The following is an 18,264-nucleotide window of genomic DNA, read 5'->3' as shown; positions in this document are numbered from 1 at the left end:
GTAATCACCTTTCTACTTTTTAAAACTTAATGTGTTGTGATAATTTTTGCATATAAAAGGAACGAATTAAAAGGAAAAATAAAATTTCAACTGTTCCAAAAATCAACAGTACGACTGTAATTTCAGCGAAGAACGAGAGATGTAATATTTCTTGTAGCATCTTTGTCGCAAACATCGTATGGATTGATGCCATAATGTAAGGTACGAAGAAAAGAATCGCAAGCTGAATTGTCGCTGAACGTTTCATTTCAGTCTCAGTTAAGCCGATTTTCGTAATCGTTATATATTTTTCTTGCTCATTTGTTAAATCTGTATACATCCGGAAGTAAAGAACACTGCCAGCACCGATAAAGAAAATAACTCCTAGGAAAGTACCAATTAAGAAGAACGAAGCGACATTTAGTTTTGTCTTATATAGAGAATCGCTCGCTTCACTTGCATGGAAAGGTGGATGCTCTGCTTGAATTGCTGCATTATCGTTATGGATTTTTGTTATAAACGATGAACCGATATTATGTGCTTTTTCCCAATCTGTAACTTTGAAGTTATATACACTCATTTGTTTGGAAACGGTGGATAAGGCTTCTACATTTTCATCAGATAGTATGAGTAATTGGTATATTAAGCTGTTTGGGAATGGGCTATAACTTTTATATTCTTTCACTTGTAGTTGTAAATTGTTTTGAGTAAGTGTAAGAGTATTTTTCTGTTCTTTATTATGGAGCGTTCCAATAACTTGATCATCTAAGTCTTTCATAAGAATATAAGATTCATTCTTATTGACCGTGAGCGTTTCCCAATTTAAAGCCTTAGCAAGTACATTATAGTCACTTTGTTTAATGGCATAATAGAGCTGCGTGCTATCTTCAGCCGAAGATACTTCATATATATCCGTTTTAAATTTTGTATAAGTAAAGTGCTCTTCATTAAATTTCTGCTCTAACCAGTTTAAATGTTCATCAGCTAACGTATTTTCAGTATGCGATAAATAAGTAAACGGGAAAGGATTTTGTCTAATCGCATCAAACTTTGTAAATTTCCCGAATCCATATAAGAATGTAATCATTGTAAAAGCGAGCGTCGATAGCATCGCCACAATAAAGAGCATATTAATATTCGTCCGAATACGTGATGCTAGATCAGAAATCCAAAGCATATTAATTCGTTTCATATAAAACGTTCTTCGTGTTTTTAAAATACGAATAAGTAAAAAACTAATTTGTGAAAAGAAAAAGTATGTTCCAGCTGCAATAAGCGATGGGATGACAAATATACTAGAGACGGCATATAAAAGTCCAATTATGTCACCTAGCGACATAAAATACAGCGGATTTGCGGCTAACGCATATCCACATATTAAACAGATCGCACCAAATAGAGAGATGAGCACGGATGCTTTTCTTTCTTTTTGTTGTTTTCCTTCTTTTAAAAGACGTACGGCTTTTCTCGTGCGAATGAGCATCGGTGTAAAAGATGATACGAGAATGAAGAGCCCGAGAAAGATGATGATAGTTAAAACGATAGCACTTGTAGGCGGATATAAATATAAACCAGGTACGTGTGTAATTTTAGCGGTAACTAACAAAAAGAACTGTGAAAAGACAAGTCCAAGTTGAATGCCAAAAAATATAGAAAGAGCACCAATTAACATATTTTCTATAAATATGAGTCGCTTTAATTGTTTTTGAGATATGCCAAGTACTGTTAAAATCCCGAACTGTTTTTTTCGTACTTTTAAAAACGTCCCGATTGAATACAGTAAAAAGAAAAATGAAAAGAACACAATGACAACTTCTGAAATTGTCATTAATATGTTCAGAGAAAAATTCACGTCTGTCATATGCAATTTAGGGTGAAATAAATAAACTGCAAATGAGAAAAAGATTGCGATGGAGAACGCACTGCTTACAAAATAGGCGAAATAAGCTCTGGCGTTTCTTGTGACGTTTTTAAATGCAAACTGCCAAAATGTCATTCACCTAAACCTCCTAATAGGGTGAAGATGAAAAGCGTATGAGAGATACTCTTTTCATCAAGTTTGTTTTAAATATTTTGTCCACTCGTGTAATGTGATAATTTTTGCATATAAAGTGAACGAATGAATAAGAAAAATACGATTTCAACGAATCCAAAAATAATAAGAACGGCTGAAACTTCTTTGAACAGAGATAAACCAATTACATCTTGTAGCATTTTTGTTGCGAACATTGTATGAATGGATGCCATAATGTACGGAATGAAAAATAAAATACTAAGTTGAATGGTTGCAGATCGTTTCATCTCTGTATCTGTTACACCGATTTTAGAAAGCGTTATATATTTCTCTTGTTCGTTCGTCAAATCCGTATACATTCTAAAGTAAAGAACGCTACCAGCTCCAATGAAGAAAATAACTCCTAAAAATGTCCCGATTAGGAAGTACGCGGCACTACCTGATGTTATTTTGTATAACGATCCTGCTGATTCAAAGGAGCGAATAAGAGGCCCTTCATACTGGTATTTATTTCGATCTTTTTGTACCTTTTCTATAAAATTATCAGCAATTTCATATGTCTGTTCCCAGTTTTGAATTTTGTAATTGTATGCTGATATATGCTTTACGGTGCTAGGTAAGTTATTTACGATAACATCAGGCAAAACTATCGTTTGATATGAAAAGCCAGATGGAATTGCATTTACATGCTCATAGCCTTTAACTCTTAATTTCGTATTTGTACTAGAGAGTGTAATGTAATCTCTATTGTAGCTTTGCTCAAATTCGTTGAATATGGTGATATAAGATGTCCCTGTTAACACATATGCTTCGTTATCATCCATAAATAGTTGTTTCATTCGTAAAGAATTCGCAAGTTTGTTATAGTCACTTTGCTTAATTGCGTATACGTCATTATAAATAGCTATATCTTTATCTTCTTTTAGTGGTGTTTCATATATATCAGCTTTTATTTTTTGATAAGGGAAATGCTCTTTTTGTAATTGTTGCTCAAGCCAATTTAAATGCTCTGTAACAAAAGGGTTCGCATCATAAGAGAAATAAGAAATTGGGAAAGGGGAAGTTCTATTCACCTCTAGCTTAATAAATTTCCCGAATCCATATAGGAACGTGATCATTGTGAAAGCAATTGTAGATAGCATCGCTACAATAAAAAGCATATTAATATTCGTTCGAATACGGTTTGCTAAATCTGAAATCCAAAGCATATTAATCCGTTTCATATAAAATCTTCTTCTTTTCTTTAAAATATAAATAAGTAAGAAACTAATTTGAGAAAAGAAAAAATATGTTCCTATTGTAACTAGCATTGGGATAACGAAAATACTCGAAACCATATATATAACACCGATTTGCGGGCTTACTGATACGAAATATTTAGGATTTCCAGCTAACGCATAACCACCAAATAAACAAATCGCACCAAATAATGAAACAAGTATGGATGGTTTTCTTTCTTTTTGTTTTCCACCATTTGTTTTTAAAAGGTGTACCGCTTTTTTTGTACGAATAAGCATTGGTGTGAATGCAGATACAATGATAAAAAGACTAAGGAAAACAATGGTTGTTAAAATAAACGCGTTAGTAGGACCGTATAAATATATTCCTGGAACATGCGTAAGTTTGGCTGTTACTAATAAGAAAAATTGAGAAAAAACAACTCCAAACTGCATGCCGAAAAAGATAGATAAAATCCCGATTAACATATTCTCCATAAAAACAAGACGATGTAATTGTTTTCTCGATATTCCTAAAATGGTCAAAACACCAAATTGTTTTTTTCTAACTTTTAAAAAAGTACCAATGGAATATAGTAAAAAGAAGAAAGAGAAAAATACAATTACTACTTCTGAAAATATCATTAACCCTGAAATTTCAGAGGTCATGTCAAAGTTTTGTAATTTCGGATGGAATAGGTAAACAGCAAACGAAAAGAACACAGCAATGGAAAAGGAACTACTTACAAAGTAAGCAAAATAAGCTCTCGAGTTGCGCGTGACGTTTTTAAATGCAAATTGCCAAAATGTCATAGATTATACCTCCGGCTAGAAGATATAGAAGTAGTTGTATTGCAAAAAATGTATGAGAGTGAGTTCTCATACATTTTGCTTGCATATGTTACGATCATGCTTCGGTCACCTTCTCCGTATGTTCTGCTTGATTATTTGCAGCGTTGTGGAAGATGATTTTAATCGTCGTTCCTTTACCAACTTCAGAATCTAGTTTGACAGAGTGACCTAAATAATCACAAATTTTACTTACAATATAAAGTCCCATACCAGTAGATTCTCCGAATGCGCGACCGTTTTTCCCAGTGTAAAATGGTTCAAATACTCTTCGAATATCTTCTTGTGGAATACCAACACCTTCATCACGAACTTCTAAAATAATATCTTTTCCGTTTCGGTAAGCAGATAAGAAAACTTTCTTTCCGCGCTCACCAGAGTAACGAACAGCATTTGTCATTAACTGATAGATGATAAATTTTAGCCATTTCGCATCAGAAGCAACTTTTAAATCAGAATGGACTTCTAAAACAGGGAAGACACCATTACGAATGAATAGTTCTTTTAATCCGTTAATATTTTTTGTTACCGTATCTTTTAATGAAATCGTCTCAACATGGAAATCTTCATGGAAGTTATTTAACCTAGCCATGTATAAAGCCATATCAAGCCCTTGGTTTAGACGCTCTAATTCTTTTTTAAACTTTGGAATTAAATGCTCGTCTTCCATTTCTAGCACCATAAGCTGCATAACAGAAACAGGTGTCTTCATTTGATGTACCCAGTGGTTAATGAATAATTGATGTTCTTGTTGTTTTACTTCATACGATTGTAGTTCTTTTTGGAAGAGACGGTATTGCGTGCGCACGAGTTCATTTACACCGTGAGGCATCGGAGCAGTTGCTCTTTCAATAAACGCATCTTCCATTTTCTCTGGTTGCTCGCTTAATCTATGGTACATTCTACGATTGCGAACGTAACGGTAAGCGAGGAAACAAATAAATAAATATAAACTTAAAACGACGAAATAAAATTTATTGTTTTGAAATCCATCTACTGCATCATAAAGAACGAAAATGATACCGAAGTTTAAAACGTACAGTAGGAAAAATGCAAAATGATCACGTAAAAATAGCTTCATGCTTATTCACTCCAAGTTGCGTTAAAGCGATATCCAAGTCCACGTACTGTTTCAATAGAGTTCTCAATACCAAGCTCATTAAACTTTTTACGAAGACGCGTAATGTTTACGTTTAATGTATTTTCTTCAACGAAGCTTTCGTCATCCCAAAGCGCAGCTAATAAATCTTCACGGCTTGCTGTACGAGGGAATTTAGATAATAACATTTCAGCTAAAATAGCTTCTTTTTTCGTTAAAAGAACTTGTTCAGATCCGAAGTGAATTTCAGGACGTTCTGGGAATAGTTTTAAACCTTCTACTTCAACGATACGTTCAGAAATATTTGGTGCATAATCACCGTAAATACGGCGTAATTGTCCTTTAATTTTTGCCATTACAACGTCGTAGTGGAATGGTTTTGTAATGTAATCATCCGCACCGCTTTCAATTGCCATAATTTGTTCCATCTCACCAGCACGCGCTGAAATGAAAATAATTGGACAAGTAGATTCATGACGAATTTGACGGCACCAATAGAAACCATCGAATTTCGGTAAGTTTACATCAAGTAAAACAAGATGTGGTTTCACAGCGTTAAACGATTCCATAATATCATCGAAATTCTCTGCAACAACAGCTTCATAACCGTACTTCTGAATGTGAGATTGCAGTAATGATGAAATATTTGGATCGTCTTCAACGATTAAAATTTTATACATATGTATATTCCTCCTCAGAAAAACAATTGTAGCTATAGTGTATCATGTGTTTCAAGTCTTTTCATTATGTTGAAAGATAAGCTAGTAAACAGTATAGGTTAAAAGTGAGAAAAGTAAAAAGGGCACTGGATACAATTGACAAATAACAGTAATCGGTTTAATATTTAGATAAATATCTAAATGTCTAATTATCGAAAGGAAGAAAGACATTGAATCAAGCATTCAAAGCATTAGCAGATCCAACAAGGCGAAAAATTTTAGACTTATTAAAAGAAGGTGATTTAACCGCTGGTGAAATCGCTGAACATTTCAATATGACAAAACCAAGTATTTCACACCACTTAAGCGCACTTAAAAATGCTGAACTTATTCAAGATGAAAAGAAAGGGCAATTTGTTGTGTACTCTTTAAACACAACTGTCTTTCAAGATTTATTAACTTGGGTGTTTACATTTACGAATAAGGGGGAAGAGGGGAAATGAAAAAACATCTTTTTGCAATCTTATTAATTGTTATAACTTGTTTAGCTTGGGCGTTTGCTTGGCCACATTTGCCGGATACAATTGCAACGCATTGGAGCGGCGGTAAGGTAGATGGATATTCTTCTAAATTTTACGGAATGATTTCTATGGTCGGAATTATGATTGCATTATATATATTTCTAAATGTGATACCAAAGATTGATCCAAGAAAAGCAAATTACGAGAAATTTTCTAAAGCCTTTATGATGATGAATAATGGTGTACTATTGCTACTATTTGTAGGAAATATAGATATTATTACAAGTGGATTAGGATATAACTTATTCATTAATCGGGTGCCTGAATTATTAGTTGGTGTTTTATTTTTAGTAATGGGTAATTATTTACCACAGTGTAAGCCAAACTTTTTTGTTGGGATGCGTAATCCATGGACGTTAAGTAATGAAGAAGTATGGCGGAAAACACATCGGTTTAGCGGAAAAGTATTTGTGGCGTTAGGAATTATTATGATTATAAGTGTTTTCGCTCCGGCTGATTGGAGAACTTATATGATGCTTGGGATTATAGTAGTTGCTGTCATTATAACGAATTTATATTCTTACGTTTTGTATAAAAAAGAAATACAAATGTGAGCTATATTAGTCAAATTTTATATTTATAGTTTCTATGTGTTAAGAGATTTTAATACTCAGTGGGAATAATGAAAAGCTCACTGAGTAAATTTTTCGTTTTAAGGTCTGAAAATTCAATCGAAAAGGTGATTTGGGGGGATTTACATGTTAGAAATTATAAATTTTAGCAAGACATATAAAGACGGTAAGAAAGCAGTTGATCATTTGAATATTACTGTTAAAGCAGGGGATATCTTTGGATTTATTGGACATAACGGTGCGGGGAAAAGTACAACAATTAAGTCGTTAGTAGGAGTTATAGATTTTGAAGAGGGTGAAATTTTTGTTGATGGACATTCAGTAAAAAAGGATCCGATTGCATGTAAGAGAGTAATGGCGTATATTCCTGATAATCCAGATTTATATGAGCAATTAACAGGAATTCAATATTTGAACTTTGTTGCGGATGTGTTTAAAGTGCCTGCGAGGGATCGGGAAGAACAGATACAGAAGTATGGGGATGTTTTTGAGATTACACCGTACTTAGGGGACTTAATATCTTCTTATTCACACGGTATGAAACAAAAAGTAGCGATTATATCGGCGGTTTTACATAAACCGAAATTATTAGTTTTAGATGAACCTTTCGTTGGTCTTGATCCAAAGGCAGCCGTAGTATTGAAAGGTATTATGAAAGAGCTTTGTGAAAAAGAAAGTGCGATTTTCTTTTCTACGCACGTTTTAGATGTAGCTGAGAAGTTATGTAATAAAGTAGCAATGATTAATAGAGGGAAATTAGCACTTTCAGGAGAAGTAAATTCTTTAATAAAGGAAGGCTCATTGGAAGAGCTCTTTATGAAGGAGCTTGCTAATGAATACTAATAGTTTAGGTCTTTTGAAAATTCGGTTGATAACGCAGCTCGGTTTAAACACCTTTAAATACGAAAAAGATAAGAGAAAGAAGCAGAATAAGATTTTGCTGACAGTATCTATTGCTCTAGTTGGTGTCATGTTAATGTTATATTGCGGAGCTTCGGCATATGGATTGATAAAAATAGGAATTAGTGAAATTATTCCCGTCTATGCACTAGTTATTAGCAGTGTATTAACGTTGTTTTTCACTATATTTAAGGCAAATGGAGAAATTTTTGCTTTTAAGGATTACGACTTTTTAATGTCATTGCCGATTCGCGTAAGTACTGTTATTGCAAGTAGGTTTTTGTATTTATACTTGCTGAATACAATGTTTTCAATCATAATCATGCTACCAATGGGAGTTGTGTATTGCATACATGAAAATCCATCAGTTTCTTTTTACTTTATGTGGTTCATCAGTATGTTTATAGCATCTTTAATCCCAACAACAATCGCAGCAATCTTTGGAGCTTCGATTACGGCAATCGCTTCTAAATTTAAAAATACGAATAAAATAACTACGATTTTAAGTTTTATAGTAATTATTACATTCGGTTCCTTTATGCTAAAAAACGGAAATGCTCAATATAGCCTTAATGATATGAACGGAATTGGTGCAATTGTTTCGGAGCAATTAACTAAAGTGTATCCATTAGCTAACATGTTTCAAAAAGCAATTGTTAATGCTGATATGGTAGCTTTCATCTTATTCGTGGGGATATCAGTGATTTGGTATTATCTTTTTGTAAAAATACTTTCGTTAAAATATAAGCAAATAAACACAGGGATCACCACTTATCATATGCTTTCAAATTATGAGATTAATAGCATGAAAAAAGAGAGTGTATTGGTCGCATTGTATAAAAAAGAGCTGAAACGTTTCTTCTCTTCTACAGTGTATGTCATAAATAGTGGAATGGGAGTCGTGATGGCGCTAGCTTTCTCGCTAGCTATAGTTGTAGTAGGACCAAGCCAATTAATAGCGTATCCTGGAATTGAGCCCCTGTTGCAAAAGATTGCTCCATTTGCTATTGCAGCAGCGATTTCGATGACATGTACAACATGTGTGTCATTGTCTTTAGAAGGAAAAAATGTATGGATTATTAAATCATTGCCTATAGCGCCAAAGATGATTTATGATAGTAAAATTCTTATGAATCTTTCATTGAGTATACCTGCATCACTTATTAGTGCTGTATTACTGATAATCGGGTTAAAGCTAGATGTTTGGAGCTCTCTTTTCATCGTGATAACACCGATAACATATTCATTATTTTCAGCAGTATGGGGGATTTTCATTAATAATCGATTTGGTTATTATGATTGGGTATCAGAAACTCAAGTAGTAAAACAAAGTATAGGATCGTTTGTTGGTATGTTTGGTGGCTTAATTGTGGCGGTTATACCTGCCTTGTTAATTGGTACTGCTACTATCTCGAACTACAGAGTATTTACTTTTGCAGTTATTATAGTGCTTACGATTATTACTATTTTCTTGTATAAGAACGAGTCGAGAAGAAGTATAAAATAAAGGAGCTGCTTTTCCTTTAAAAAGGAAGAGTAGCTTCTTTATTTTGAAAAGGTTAGACTCTTATATTACTTTTTTAAAACAGGTACCCATATTTCGCTTCTGAAATTCGGAGAGGATACGTCTTTGCTTTCATTCCACAATATCTCCGGTCCTTCCGCTAGTTCATAGTTCGAAGAAGGGAACCATTCAGAATAAATACGTCCCCATACATTTTGTAGTGCATCAGGAAATGGACCGACAGCTTCGAATATAGCCCATGTTGAAGCAGCAACTTCAAGTTGTTTAAACTCCTCTGGACAATCCTTTGTTGTGGCTACTCCAATATAGTGATCGAGTTCGCCTTTTTCCTCCATTCTTCCTTCAGAAAAATTAGTAGAAGCACTAATAATTCCAGTAGGTTCAATGTTTGAAAGGGACTTTAATGTTTGAATAGACTCTGGGTTTAAACTTTTCCACATAGAAGCAATTTCTTCATTTACACCGTTAAAAACAATTGGTACTCGTTTTGTAATACCTATAATTCGAAATGGCTCTTTTTCTTCAATTCGATAGTTCATTTCATTTCCTCCTTGAATGGATAACTGGAAGGTCATTGGTGAATAAGCTTTCAAAGAACGGCTACTATTTCGGGCTTCAGAAGGTGTTATACCGTGCAAGTTTTGAAATGCACGAGCGAATGAATCTGGTGAGTTGTAGCCATATTTTATAGCGACATCAATGACTTTTGCATTGCTATCTTTTAGTTCAAAGGCAGCAAGAGTAAGACGTCTACAGCGAATATAATCAGATAGTGATATACCTGCTAAAAACGAAAACATTCTTTTAAAGTGATACTCAGAACAGAGAGCTAGCCTCGCAACTTCTTTAAAATCAATTTCATTCGTAAGGTTATCTTCAATATAGCGCATTGCAGTATTCATATTTTTAAGTGAATCCATATTATGACCTCCTCTGTACATAGAATAGCAGGAACGAAATAGCTCCATCCGACATTTCGTGCACAACTTTGTAGGGGACATTTTTAACCTTACAAAATTGTAATGTTCCTGTAAGGAGAATGAATGGATGGTATGATATCCCAATGTTATAGTAACAAAGTACTTTTGTTCAGTAGGTTAAATTTTTATATCTTTACTTATGCGTCTTACATAACTGTCATGTTTGTGTAAGAAACATCGATAGTGGCAAGAGTAGAGAGTGTATATAGTTGAAAATAGAGAATAGAAGAAATGAGGGATGTCGAGATGAAAACAGTGTTAGAAGCAAAAAATATTGAAAAAGTGTACGACACGGGTGGGAATAAATTTGCAGCGTTAAAAGGTATTAACTTACAAGTAAAAGAAGGTGAGTTCGTTGGAATTATGGGACCTTCTGGTTCTGGTAAGACGACTTTACTAAATGTTCTTTCTACAATTGATAATGCGACGAACGGTGAAATTTTAATTGATGGAAAAGATATTGTAAAGATGAATGATGATAAGTTAGCGTTATTCCGCCGTGATCATTTAGGTTTCATTTTCCAAGATTATAACTTATTAGATACGTTAACGGTGAAAGAGAATATCGCTTTACCACTTGCGTTATCAAAGGTGAAAGCGAGTGAGATTGATCGCCGCGTTCTTGAAATCTCAAAGAAATTCGGTATTGATCATATTTTAAGTCAGTTCCCATATCAAGTATCTGGTGGGCAGAAGCAGCGCTGTGCAGCATCGCGTGCAATTGTTACGAATCCAAGTATGATTTTCGGAGACGAGCCAACTGGAGCACTTGATTCTAAATCTGCAACAGATTTACTTGAAAGTATGAAGTCGTTAAATGAATATGATAACTCAACAATTTTAATGGTAACGCACGATGCATTTGCAGCAAGTTATTGTAAACGAGTTATTTTCATTAAAGATGGTGAACTCTATAAAGAATTACACCGCGGTGAATCGACGCGTAAACAGTTCTTCCAAAAAATTGTTGACGTAATGTCTTCTATTTCTGGAGGTATGGCTGATGACCTTATCTAGCATTGCCCTCCGCAACATACAGCGGAACTTTAAAGACTACTTTGTATATTTTGCATCTATGATTTTTAGTATCGTTATTTATTTCACATTTAAAGCACTGCAATATAATTCACAAATGGAAAAAGCAGCAGAAGCTTCTAAAAAGATTAGCGGTGCGTTTCAAGTTTCCAGTGTGATGCTTATCATTTTCGTAGCAGTGTTTATTATATATTCGAACGGATTCTTTACAAGGAAGCGTAAAAAAGAAGTTGGATTATATTCTTTACTAGGTATTCGGAAAAGACAAATTGGTAAAATGCTCTTTTATGAAAATATGTTAATGGGATTAATGTCATTAGTAATTGGGATTGCGATCGGTAGTGTCCTTTCAAAATTATTCCTTGAACTGCTAGTAAGCATGATGGGATTAAATTTAAATGTTCATTTTGAAGTACCGATGGCAGCAATTGTTGATACAGCACTTATTTTCTTTGTGATTATTTTGTATACATCACTTCAAGGATATCGCTTAATTTACCGATTTAAGCTTATTGAACTTTTCCGAGCGGAACGTGAAGGAGAAGCAATGCCAAAAGGATCAGTAGTGATGGCATTCATTTCCGTTTTCTTAATCGGTTCAGGTTATTTCTTAGCGTTAATGTACGTGAAGGCACTTAAGTATGCAGACTTTATGACAGTCGCACTTTACATTTTACTGGCGACAGTATTAGGTACGTACTTACTATTTATGTTCTTTACAGTATTCGTATTAAAACGTGCAAGAAATAATAAATCATCGTTTTATAACGGCATGAATATGGTAACAACATCACAGTTACTATACCGTATTAAAGGAAATGCAAAGTCACTTGCGACAATTTCTATTTTAAGTGCGGTAACATTAACAGCGGTTGGTACGTCAGTTACGATGTATTACAACACATTTACGCAATCAAAAGCAGCCGCACCATACAGCTATTCTTATGAGAAAAAAGATGCAGAGCTTGATAAGAAAGTAAATGCGATTTTTGCAGAAGAGAAGCAAGATCACCCAATCAAAGATCAATTTGAAATTGAGACAGTTCCTGTAAAAGGGAAGTTTGAAGGAGAGAAAGTTGATTTCATTCTGAATATGAACTATACGATTTCAGAGAAGTATCAGTTTATGTCTCAGTCAGAATTTAATAAACTTGCTAAAAAAATTGATGCGGAAACAGTGAGTGTAGCTGCTGGTGAAGCATTTATATATGATAGTTCGTACATTGAAGGGCATGAGTTTAGCCCGCAATATAAAGGAAACAAAGCAGTATTCCAAATCGGAAACGAAACGAAGCAATTAAAAATCCAAGATGCGAATGACGTTGCGATTACAAATTTAGGGGAATTAGTTGTTGTCGTTTCAGATGAAATGTATGAGCAAGCGAAGCAAGCATTTGGAACACGCGTTGTAAAAAATATTGATGTAAAAGATGAAAAAGATAGTAAAGTGTTAACAGAAAAATTAACAAAAGTGATGCCAGCTGGTGAATCAGAAATGGTCCCACCGTTTAGAGATTTCTATACTGGTTTCCATATGGGGCTTGAAGGAACAGGATTAATGATGTTTATTGGAATGTTCTTAGGTCTTGTGTTCTTGCTAGCAACAGGTTCTATCATTTACTTTAAGCAATTAACGGAAGCAAATGCTGACCGTGAGCGTTACGTTGTACTTCGTAAAGTCGGTGTAACGAAACAAGAAATGAAAAAAGCTATCGCAAAACAAGTAAGCTTTATCTTTGCGATTCCGTTAGTCATCGGAATCTTGCACAGCTTATTCGCACTAAAAGGTTTAGCGAACTTACTACCATTCGAAATCATGATTCCGCTCCTAATTAGTATCGGAGTATATGGCGTCATTTATATCGGATATTACTTCATAACAGTTCGTTCTTATTATAAAATTGTGAGTGCGAAATAATAAGGGAACAGCTATCGCTATAAGCGGTAGCTGTTTTTTCATTCTTCATAAAATCTTAAGAAATCTCCTCAATTTTTGTTAAGAAATAATAGTTATACTTAGAAACAAGTTAAAAACTATTGAACGAATGAGGAGAGGTTTATATGCAACTCATAACATTCTTACATGAATTTATTAAACATCCGAAACATACTGGTGCAATTGCGCCAAGTTCAAAAATATTAGCAAAGAAAATGGTAGATGTAATTGATTTTAATAAAGCGAAATGCATTGTAGAGTTAGGTCCTGGTACAGGAGTCTTTACGAAAGAAATTATGAAGAGAAAGAAGAAGGAAACAATATTTCTTCTTATTGAAATTAATGAAGTGTTTTGCAAGGAGCTAAAGAGAAAATTTAAAGATGAGCAGAACGTCATTGTTGTACACGGTTCAGCCGAAAATATAAAAAAGTATATAGAAGATCTCAATATAGAATGCGTGGATTACGTTTTATCGGGATTACCTTTTACCTCTTTACCAGAAGAAGTTTCAAAGCGTATTTTAAACAATGTAATGGAAGGGATACATGAGAATGGTGAATTTATTACATTTCAATATTCACTTGTGAAAAAAGGATTTATACAGCACTTCTTTCCAGAAATTACGCTAGAGAAAGTGTGGCTCAATTTCCCACCAGCGTACATCTTTAGCTGTAAAAAAGAGCTAAGGAGAGCATATGCATAATGGAATTACATGAATTATTATCTTATATTGAACAATACGGTTATTGGGCATTATTTTTCTGTTTATGGTTAGGTATTATCGGTATGCCAATTCCAGACGAAATGATCGTAATGAGTGGTGGCTTTGTATCTTCACTAGGGATATTAAGTGTCATTCCTGCATTTTTATTAACATATTTAGGTGTTGTATCTGGGCTTTCTTTAGGTTATATATTAGGGAAAATATTTGGTACGAAAGTACTTGATAAGCTAATGAAAAAGAAAAAGGCGAAATATCTTTTGAAATCTCAACAAATGGTAGAGAAGTATGGTCATTATGCGTTAGTCACAAGTTACTTCATACCAGTTGTAAGACATATCGTACCGTATTTAGTTGGAATGAATAACATGTCATTTAAGACGTATGCTTTGTATTCTTATACGACAGGATTTGTTTGGACACTCGTTTACTTTGTGCTCGGTGCTTTATTTGGAAAACATATTGAAAGTATTGTAGCGATCGCGATAGAATATGGCGTGTATTTTGGCGTGATTGTTTTTATAGTTACAGGTATTCTTTATTTATATAGACAAAAAAGAATCACGCTGATGAGTAAATAGAAGTAAAGAAAGTTTCTTCCAGTATGAAGGACAAGATAGGATTATAAGTATAAAATTATCTTTATTTAATGGTAAAATATAGGTAAGTAGTTAAGGAAGGAAGAGCGTTGTGCTACTCATTTTTAGCCTTATCTTAATTGGAATTATGTGCAGTATGAAAATAGTATCCTTACACATGATAGAACGACAAAAGGTAGAGGAACGATATGTATATTGTCCAAAATGTGATACGAAAATTAGAAGAGGAAATTCAGCTCCTTTTTGTTCGAAATGTAATTTAATATTTTAAAAATAAAAAGTCCGAAATCACTTTATATAGTTTCGGACTTTTTATTTTTAAGTAAACATTAATCCACCTAGTTCTCTTTCGTTTGTTTATTAGCTAAAATGGATTATGAATAACAATAGTATGTAAACGAAAATAAATATAAATGTACACATGGAGTGTTATATTTGGAGATTTTAATCATAGTAGGATGCCTAAACTGTACGGATGTTAACCTTCTTAGAGAAAGATATCCCAGCTAATTTAGTTTGGAAGATTGAAAGAATAGATTGAAAATAGATGAGAAGTGGAGTGCATATGATGGAGACACAAATCGTTATTGGAGTACCTGGTTTATGGAAAGATAGAACAGAATTAATACAAGAAGTTGTGAGTAAAAGTAACTATATGTTAGCAGGAAATGTTATGCACCATAAGGAGAAAGGGATTGGCTTTGAATTTGATATATATGAACAAGACCCTTCTTTGAGAGAGGCTTTCTTCTATGCAAGTGGTGAGCGTTTTGATGAAGAATTGCTTCAGGAGTTGGAGAAGCATACTTATACAGTGTATGTTATTGCAAAAGTTGACGATACAGAGAGAGTACAAGAAGTAATTGATGTAGGAATGGAACTTTTAAATGCAGGTGGACTTGCTTTAAAAGTTGAAACAGCAGGTGTGGCTTATTCGAAAGAAGAATGGCAAGAGCTTACAGAGAATAAGGAAATATTCCCGATGTATTCGCACCTTGTAACTTTAGTTGGAGATGAAGAGGACGGCTACTATTCATGTGGAATGCAAGCATTTAATCTACCAGACGTTGTTTTAGACGGAGGAATAGATCCGGAAGTAGCTGTAAATTTATTAAATGATTTTAACCTACATAATATATTGGAAAAACCTAATTTGAAAGATGGGGATACAATTAGTTTCACAGAAGATGCTCCAGTGTATCTTTTATCTCATTATATAGATAATCGTTATGAACAAGAGGATCCATTTTATAATCCGTGTGGGGTATGGAAGTTAGAGAGTGCTTCGGCAAAGAAATCTATCTTTCAAAAATTGGGGAGTGTGCTAAAAGGATGGAAAAATACATAAAAGAACAGAGGAGTATATGTGATAAATATAAAGCGGAGTATGTAGAATCTACGAATGAATTGAAATTAGGAATAGCGCAAAATGTGAAAGATGGTATCGCACCGATTAATGGGTTACGAATGTCTGTAGAAAATGGAACGACAGGTTGGTACATTTGGGCTGGTGAAGAAATGGGGACAGAAGAAGATTTCTTTCTTCCGTTACACGTTCAACATATTGATGAATGGGCACCTGAAATAAAGAAGTATTTAGGGTTACCACCTGGTTGGAGATTTTTAATTGCTGGAGATTACGAGGACGTGTGGTATGATCCGAATTTGTTTGATGAAGATTTAGAAGAGGATGCAGATGAATGGGAAGAAAATATGCTACAAGAGTATGGATGGTACATGCATAGCATATTAGCAGAAGATATTGATGGCATCCATGCTAATTATCATACGCATGGTCTAAGAGATAACTTTAATCATCAAGATTTACAAATAGCATTAAATATGGATCCTGAATTCGCGCATAGTGTTTTTTGTACCATAATAGAAGAAATAAAGAGCGGAAAAAAGTTTGAACAAGGGATTGAGTATACGAATATTATTGAAGGATATCCCATTATTATGAAGTCTTTCGTAGAGATGGATCGAGAAGTTTTCAGGGTTTTATTACCTGATGACAGAGGGATTCTTCCTACTAGGCCAGAGTGTGATGAATGTTATAAGACTCAATTGGATGATATTGAGGAGAGTTGATAAAAAAAGAGCTTGAAACTATTCAAGCTCTTTTTTTATCACTATTTATGTCCTAAAATATGCTCAATCTCATGCAAACTTAATTTACTTGCCTTAGCAATCGTTTCAAGTGGTATACCAAGATCATACATATTTTTAATCATTTGAATTTTTCCCTGCTGAACTCCTTCTTTTCGACCTTGTTCAATGCCCTGTTCAATGCCCTGTTCAATGCCCTGTTCAATGCCCTGTTCAATGCCTTTTTCAATGCCTTTTTCAATGCCTTTTTCAATGCCTTTTTTAATTCCTTGTTTCATCCCTTGTTCCATTCCTCTTTTTATTCCTTCTGTCTCTGCATGGGCGAATTTTGCTGCTTCATCCATTAAAACTTTCTCCCTTGCGTCATAGGCTTGTCGGAAAGATGAATCTTGACTCATACGTTCCCATTTATTTATCGCTTTTTGTAAAATAGGGTCTTGGTTCATAGCAATATCCTCCAATAGTTTAGTTAAGTGCTCATCCTCATTTGCTGAAAGCAATAAAAGCCAACGAACAAATGGATCTTTCCACGGATTTACTTTTTCTTCATGCCATTGTTCAGTTAACTTTGGAATTTCTATAATGTGGATTTCAATGTCGTCACTCAGGAGTTTTTGTTGTTGTGTATTCCATAATATGCTTGTTGTTTGGAAGGCTGGGTGTTCCGAAAACATTACGAAGTTTAGTAAGTTTATGGTGATGGTTTTGTGAAGTGCACTGTAGGGCATCCCTTTTTGTAGTTGAGATGTGTATAGTCTTCCCCAATAATATAAACTGCGTTTAACCATATCGTGATTATTATTGAGTTGTATTTCTACATTGACTTTTGTTCCTGTGTCTAATGTCGCTGAAATGTCTAAAATAGATAACTTATCCTCTTCATATTCCCTGTGTAAATGTGGATCTTCTAGTTGTAGAGAAGCAATGGGCGACTCTAAAGACTCTTGTAACATAGCATTTAAAAATGCAATTAGAATATCTTCGCTACCATTCGTACCAAACAATTGTTTAAATGCAAAATCAATGCGTAAATTAACTAACTGTTGGTTGAACAAAGTTTGTCCTCTCCCTTATATGAAGGTACTTCTTTCCTTCATTGTACATAAAAAGAACTAGAGTATGCAAACAAGCCATTCTTCTATTTTATTAGAGGATGTTTAGAGATTCCTATCATTGATTACCACGAAAATTTTATTTGGACTGTGTGGGTATCACTTAGTAAAGAAAGTTATGATGAAGTATTAGAAAAGTGGGATGAGAGAGGCCGAGAAAATAGTGATCCTTATTTTGGTTGGTTATCTGTAGAAATACCAGTTTATCCAGAAACATTAAATTTAAAAACAAATGTACATATAAGAGAAGTTGGAATGGCACCGTATGTTGAATTAGAGCCAACCGAGCATCCTTTAGCGATCGAACAAAGAAATGGAATTACTTTAGAGAGAGTTAAAGAAATAGAGGAAATGATCCAACAATATAACTAGATTA

At 34.1% G+C, this 18,264-nt stretch carries 17 protein-coding genes and 1 pseudogene; 12 read left to right on the top strand and 6 right to left on the bottom strand.

The annotated features are described in order from the left end of the window. Positions 1 to 19: 19 nt before the first annotated feature. From EBQ15_RS04800 to EBQ15_RS04785, 4 genes are all read right to left on the bottom strand, one after another. Positions 20 to 1,975 (bottom strand): ABC transporter permease, encoded by a 1,956-nt coding sequence (locus tag EBQ15_RS04800; RefSeq protein ID WP_000144972.1) that lies wholly within the window; start codon positions 1,973 to 1,975, stop codon positions 20 to 22. A 68-nt stretch (positions 1,976 to 2,043) separates the two neighbouring features. After that, positions 2,044 to 4,023: an ABC transporter permease gene (locus EBQ15_RS04795; protein ID WP_000145056.1), complete on the bottom strand. Its 1,980-nt coding sequence runs from the start codon at positions 4,021 to 4,023 to the stop codon at positions 2,044 to 2,046. Between the two features lie 94 nt (positions 4,024 to 4,117). Further along, complete coding sequence (locus tag EBQ15_RS04790; RefSeq protein ID WP_000765341.1) at positions 4,118 to 5,140, bottom strand: sensor histidine kinase; 1,023 nt, start codon at positions 5,138 to 5,140, stop codon at positions 4,118 to 4,120. A gap of 2 nt (positions 5,141 to 5,142) precedes the next feature. Next, positions 5,143 to 5,838, bottom strand: coding sequence for a response regulator transcription factor (locus EBQ15_RS04785; RefSeq protein WP_000276738.1), 696 nt, complete (start codon positions 5,836 to 5,838; stop codon positions 5,143 to 5,145). Between the two features lie 209 nt (positions 5,839 to 6,047). On the opposite strand from EBQ15_RS04785, the gene EBQ15_RS04780 reads away from it, so the two are divergent. The 4 genes from EBQ15_RS04780 to EBQ15_RS04765 all read left to right on the top strand — a co-directional run bounded on the left by EBQ15_RS04780 (position 6,048) and on the right by EBQ15_RS04765 (position 9,377). Beyond that, on the top strand, positions 6,048 to 6,320 hold the full coding sequence (locus tag EBQ15_RS04780; RefSeq protein ID WP_001070531.1) for an autorepressor SdpR family transcription factor: 273 nt from the start codon (positions 6,048 to 6,050) through the stop codon (positions 6,318 to 6,320). After that, positions 6,317 to 6,952, top strand: a complete 636-nt coding sequence (locus tag EBQ15_RS04775) for an SdpI family protein (protein ID WP_000716347.1) — start codon at positions 6,317 to 6,319, stop codon at positions 6,950 to 6,952. The genes EBQ15_RS04780 and EBQ15_RS04775 overlap by 4 nt, the downstream gene beginning before the upstream one ends. A 144-nt stretch (positions 6,953 to 7,096) precedes the next feature. Next, a complete protein-coding gene (locus tag EBQ15_RS04770; RefSeq protein ID WP_000889757.1) occupies positions 7,097 to 7,813 on the top strand; it encodes an ABC transporter ATP-binding protein in 717 nt (238 codons plus the stop codon). Continuing rightward, positions 7,803 to 9,377, top strand: coding sequence for a hypothetical protein (locus EBQ15_RS04765; protein ID WP_001095691.1), 1,575 nt, complete (start codon positions 7,803 to 7,805; stop codon positions 9,375 to 9,377). The genes EBQ15_RS04770 and EBQ15_RS04765 overlap by 11 nt, the downstream gene beginning before the upstream one ends. Before the next feature lie 65 nt (positions 9,378 to 9,442). Here EBQ15_RS04765 and EBQ15_RS04760 read toward each other — a convergent pair whose 3' ends face one another. After that, positions 9,443 to 10,315, bottom strand: coding sequence for an AraC family transcriptional regulator (locus EBQ15_RS04760; RefSeq protein ID WP_000377726.1), 873 nt, complete (start codon positions 10,313 to 10,315; stop codon positions 9,443 to 9,445). Positions 10,316 to 10,621: 306 nt separating this feature from the next. On the opposite strand from EBQ15_RS04760, the gene EBQ15_RS04755 reads away from it, so the two are divergent. From EBQ15_RS04755 to EBQ15_RS04725, 7 genes are all read left to right on the top strand, one after another. Then, positions 10,622 to 11,392 (top strand): ABC transporter ATP-binding protein, encoded by a 771-nt coding sequence (locus EBQ15_RS04755; RefSeq protein WP_000859655.1) that lies wholly within the window; start codon positions 10,622 to 10,624, stop codon positions 11,390 to 11,392. Further along, a complete protein-coding gene (locus EBQ15_RS04750; protein WP_000176175.1) occupies positions 11,379 to 13,328 on the top strand; it encodes an ABC transporter permease in 1,950 nt (649 codons plus the stop codon). The genes EBQ15_RS04755 and EBQ15_RS04750 overlap by 14 nt, the downstream gene beginning before the upstream one ends. Before the next feature lie 143 nt (positions 13,329 to 13,471). Next, complete coding sequence (locus EBQ15_RS04745) at positions 13,472 to 14,050, top strand: class I SAM-dependent methyltransferase (RefSeq protein ID WP_001176052.1); 579 nt, start codon at positions 13,472 to 13,474, stop codon at positions 14,048 to 14,050. After that, the gene (locus EBQ15_RS04740; RefSeq protein ID WP_000418924.1) at positions 14,050 to 14,649 is read left to right on the top strand and encodes a DedA family protein; all 600 of its coding nucleotides are present in this window, start codon (positions 14,050 to 14,052) and stop codon (positions 14,647 to 14,649) included. The genes EBQ15_RS04745 and EBQ15_RS04740 overlap by 1 nt, the downstream gene beginning before the upstream one ends. 109 nt (positions 14,650 to 14,758) lie before the next feature. Beyond that, positions 14,759 to 14,938: a hypothetical protein gene (locus EBQ15_RS04735; RefSeq protein WP_001986677.1), complete on the top strand. Its 180-nt coding sequence runs from the start codon at positions 14,759 to 14,761 to the stop codon at positions 14,936 to 14,938. A 297-nt stretch (positions 14,939 to 15,235) separates the two neighbouring features. Next, complete coding sequence (locus EBQ15_RS04730) at positions 15,236 to 16,015, top strand: DUF4261 domain-containing protein (protein WP_000449856.1); 780 nt, start codon at positions 15,236 to 15,238, stop codon at positions 16,013 to 16,015. Then, positions 16,000 to 16,758, top strand: a complete 759-nt coding sequence (locus EBQ15_RS04725; protein WP_000417367.1) for a DUF4262 domain-containing protein — start codon at positions 16,000 to 16,002, stop codon at positions 16,756 to 16,758. The genes EBQ15_RS04730 and EBQ15_RS04725 overlap by 16 nt, the downstream gene beginning before the upstream one ends. 41 nt (positions 16,759 to 16,799) lie before the next feature. Here EBQ15_RS04725 and EBQ15_RS04720 read toward each other — a convergent pair whose 3' ends face one another. Beyond that, positions 16,800 to 17,831 (bottom strand): Rpn family recombination-promoting nuclease/putative transposase, encoded by a 1,032-nt coding sequence (locus EBQ15_RS04720; protein WP_000483123.1) that lies wholly within the window; start codon positions 17,829 to 17,831, stop codon positions 16,800 to 16,802. 84 nt (positions 17,832 to 17,915) lie between these two features. Here EBQ15_RS04720 and EBQ15_RS04715 point away from each other — a divergent pair. Then, positions 17,916 to 18,260 (top strand): annotated as a pseudogene (locus EBQ15_RS04715) (DUF2199 domain-containing protein); the annotation flags it as partial. Positions 18,261 to 18,264 lie beyond the last annotated feature (4 nt).

Origin of the sequence: Bacillus sp. 2D03, from assembly GCF_003946765.1 — a bacterium.
GTDB classification, from domain to species: domain Bacteria; phylum Bacillota; class Bacilli; order Bacillales; family Bacillaceae_G; genus Bacillus_A; species Bacillus_A cereus.
Note: the sequence above shows the minus strand (reverse complement) of the source record. Positions and strands in the feature narration are given on the sequence as shown.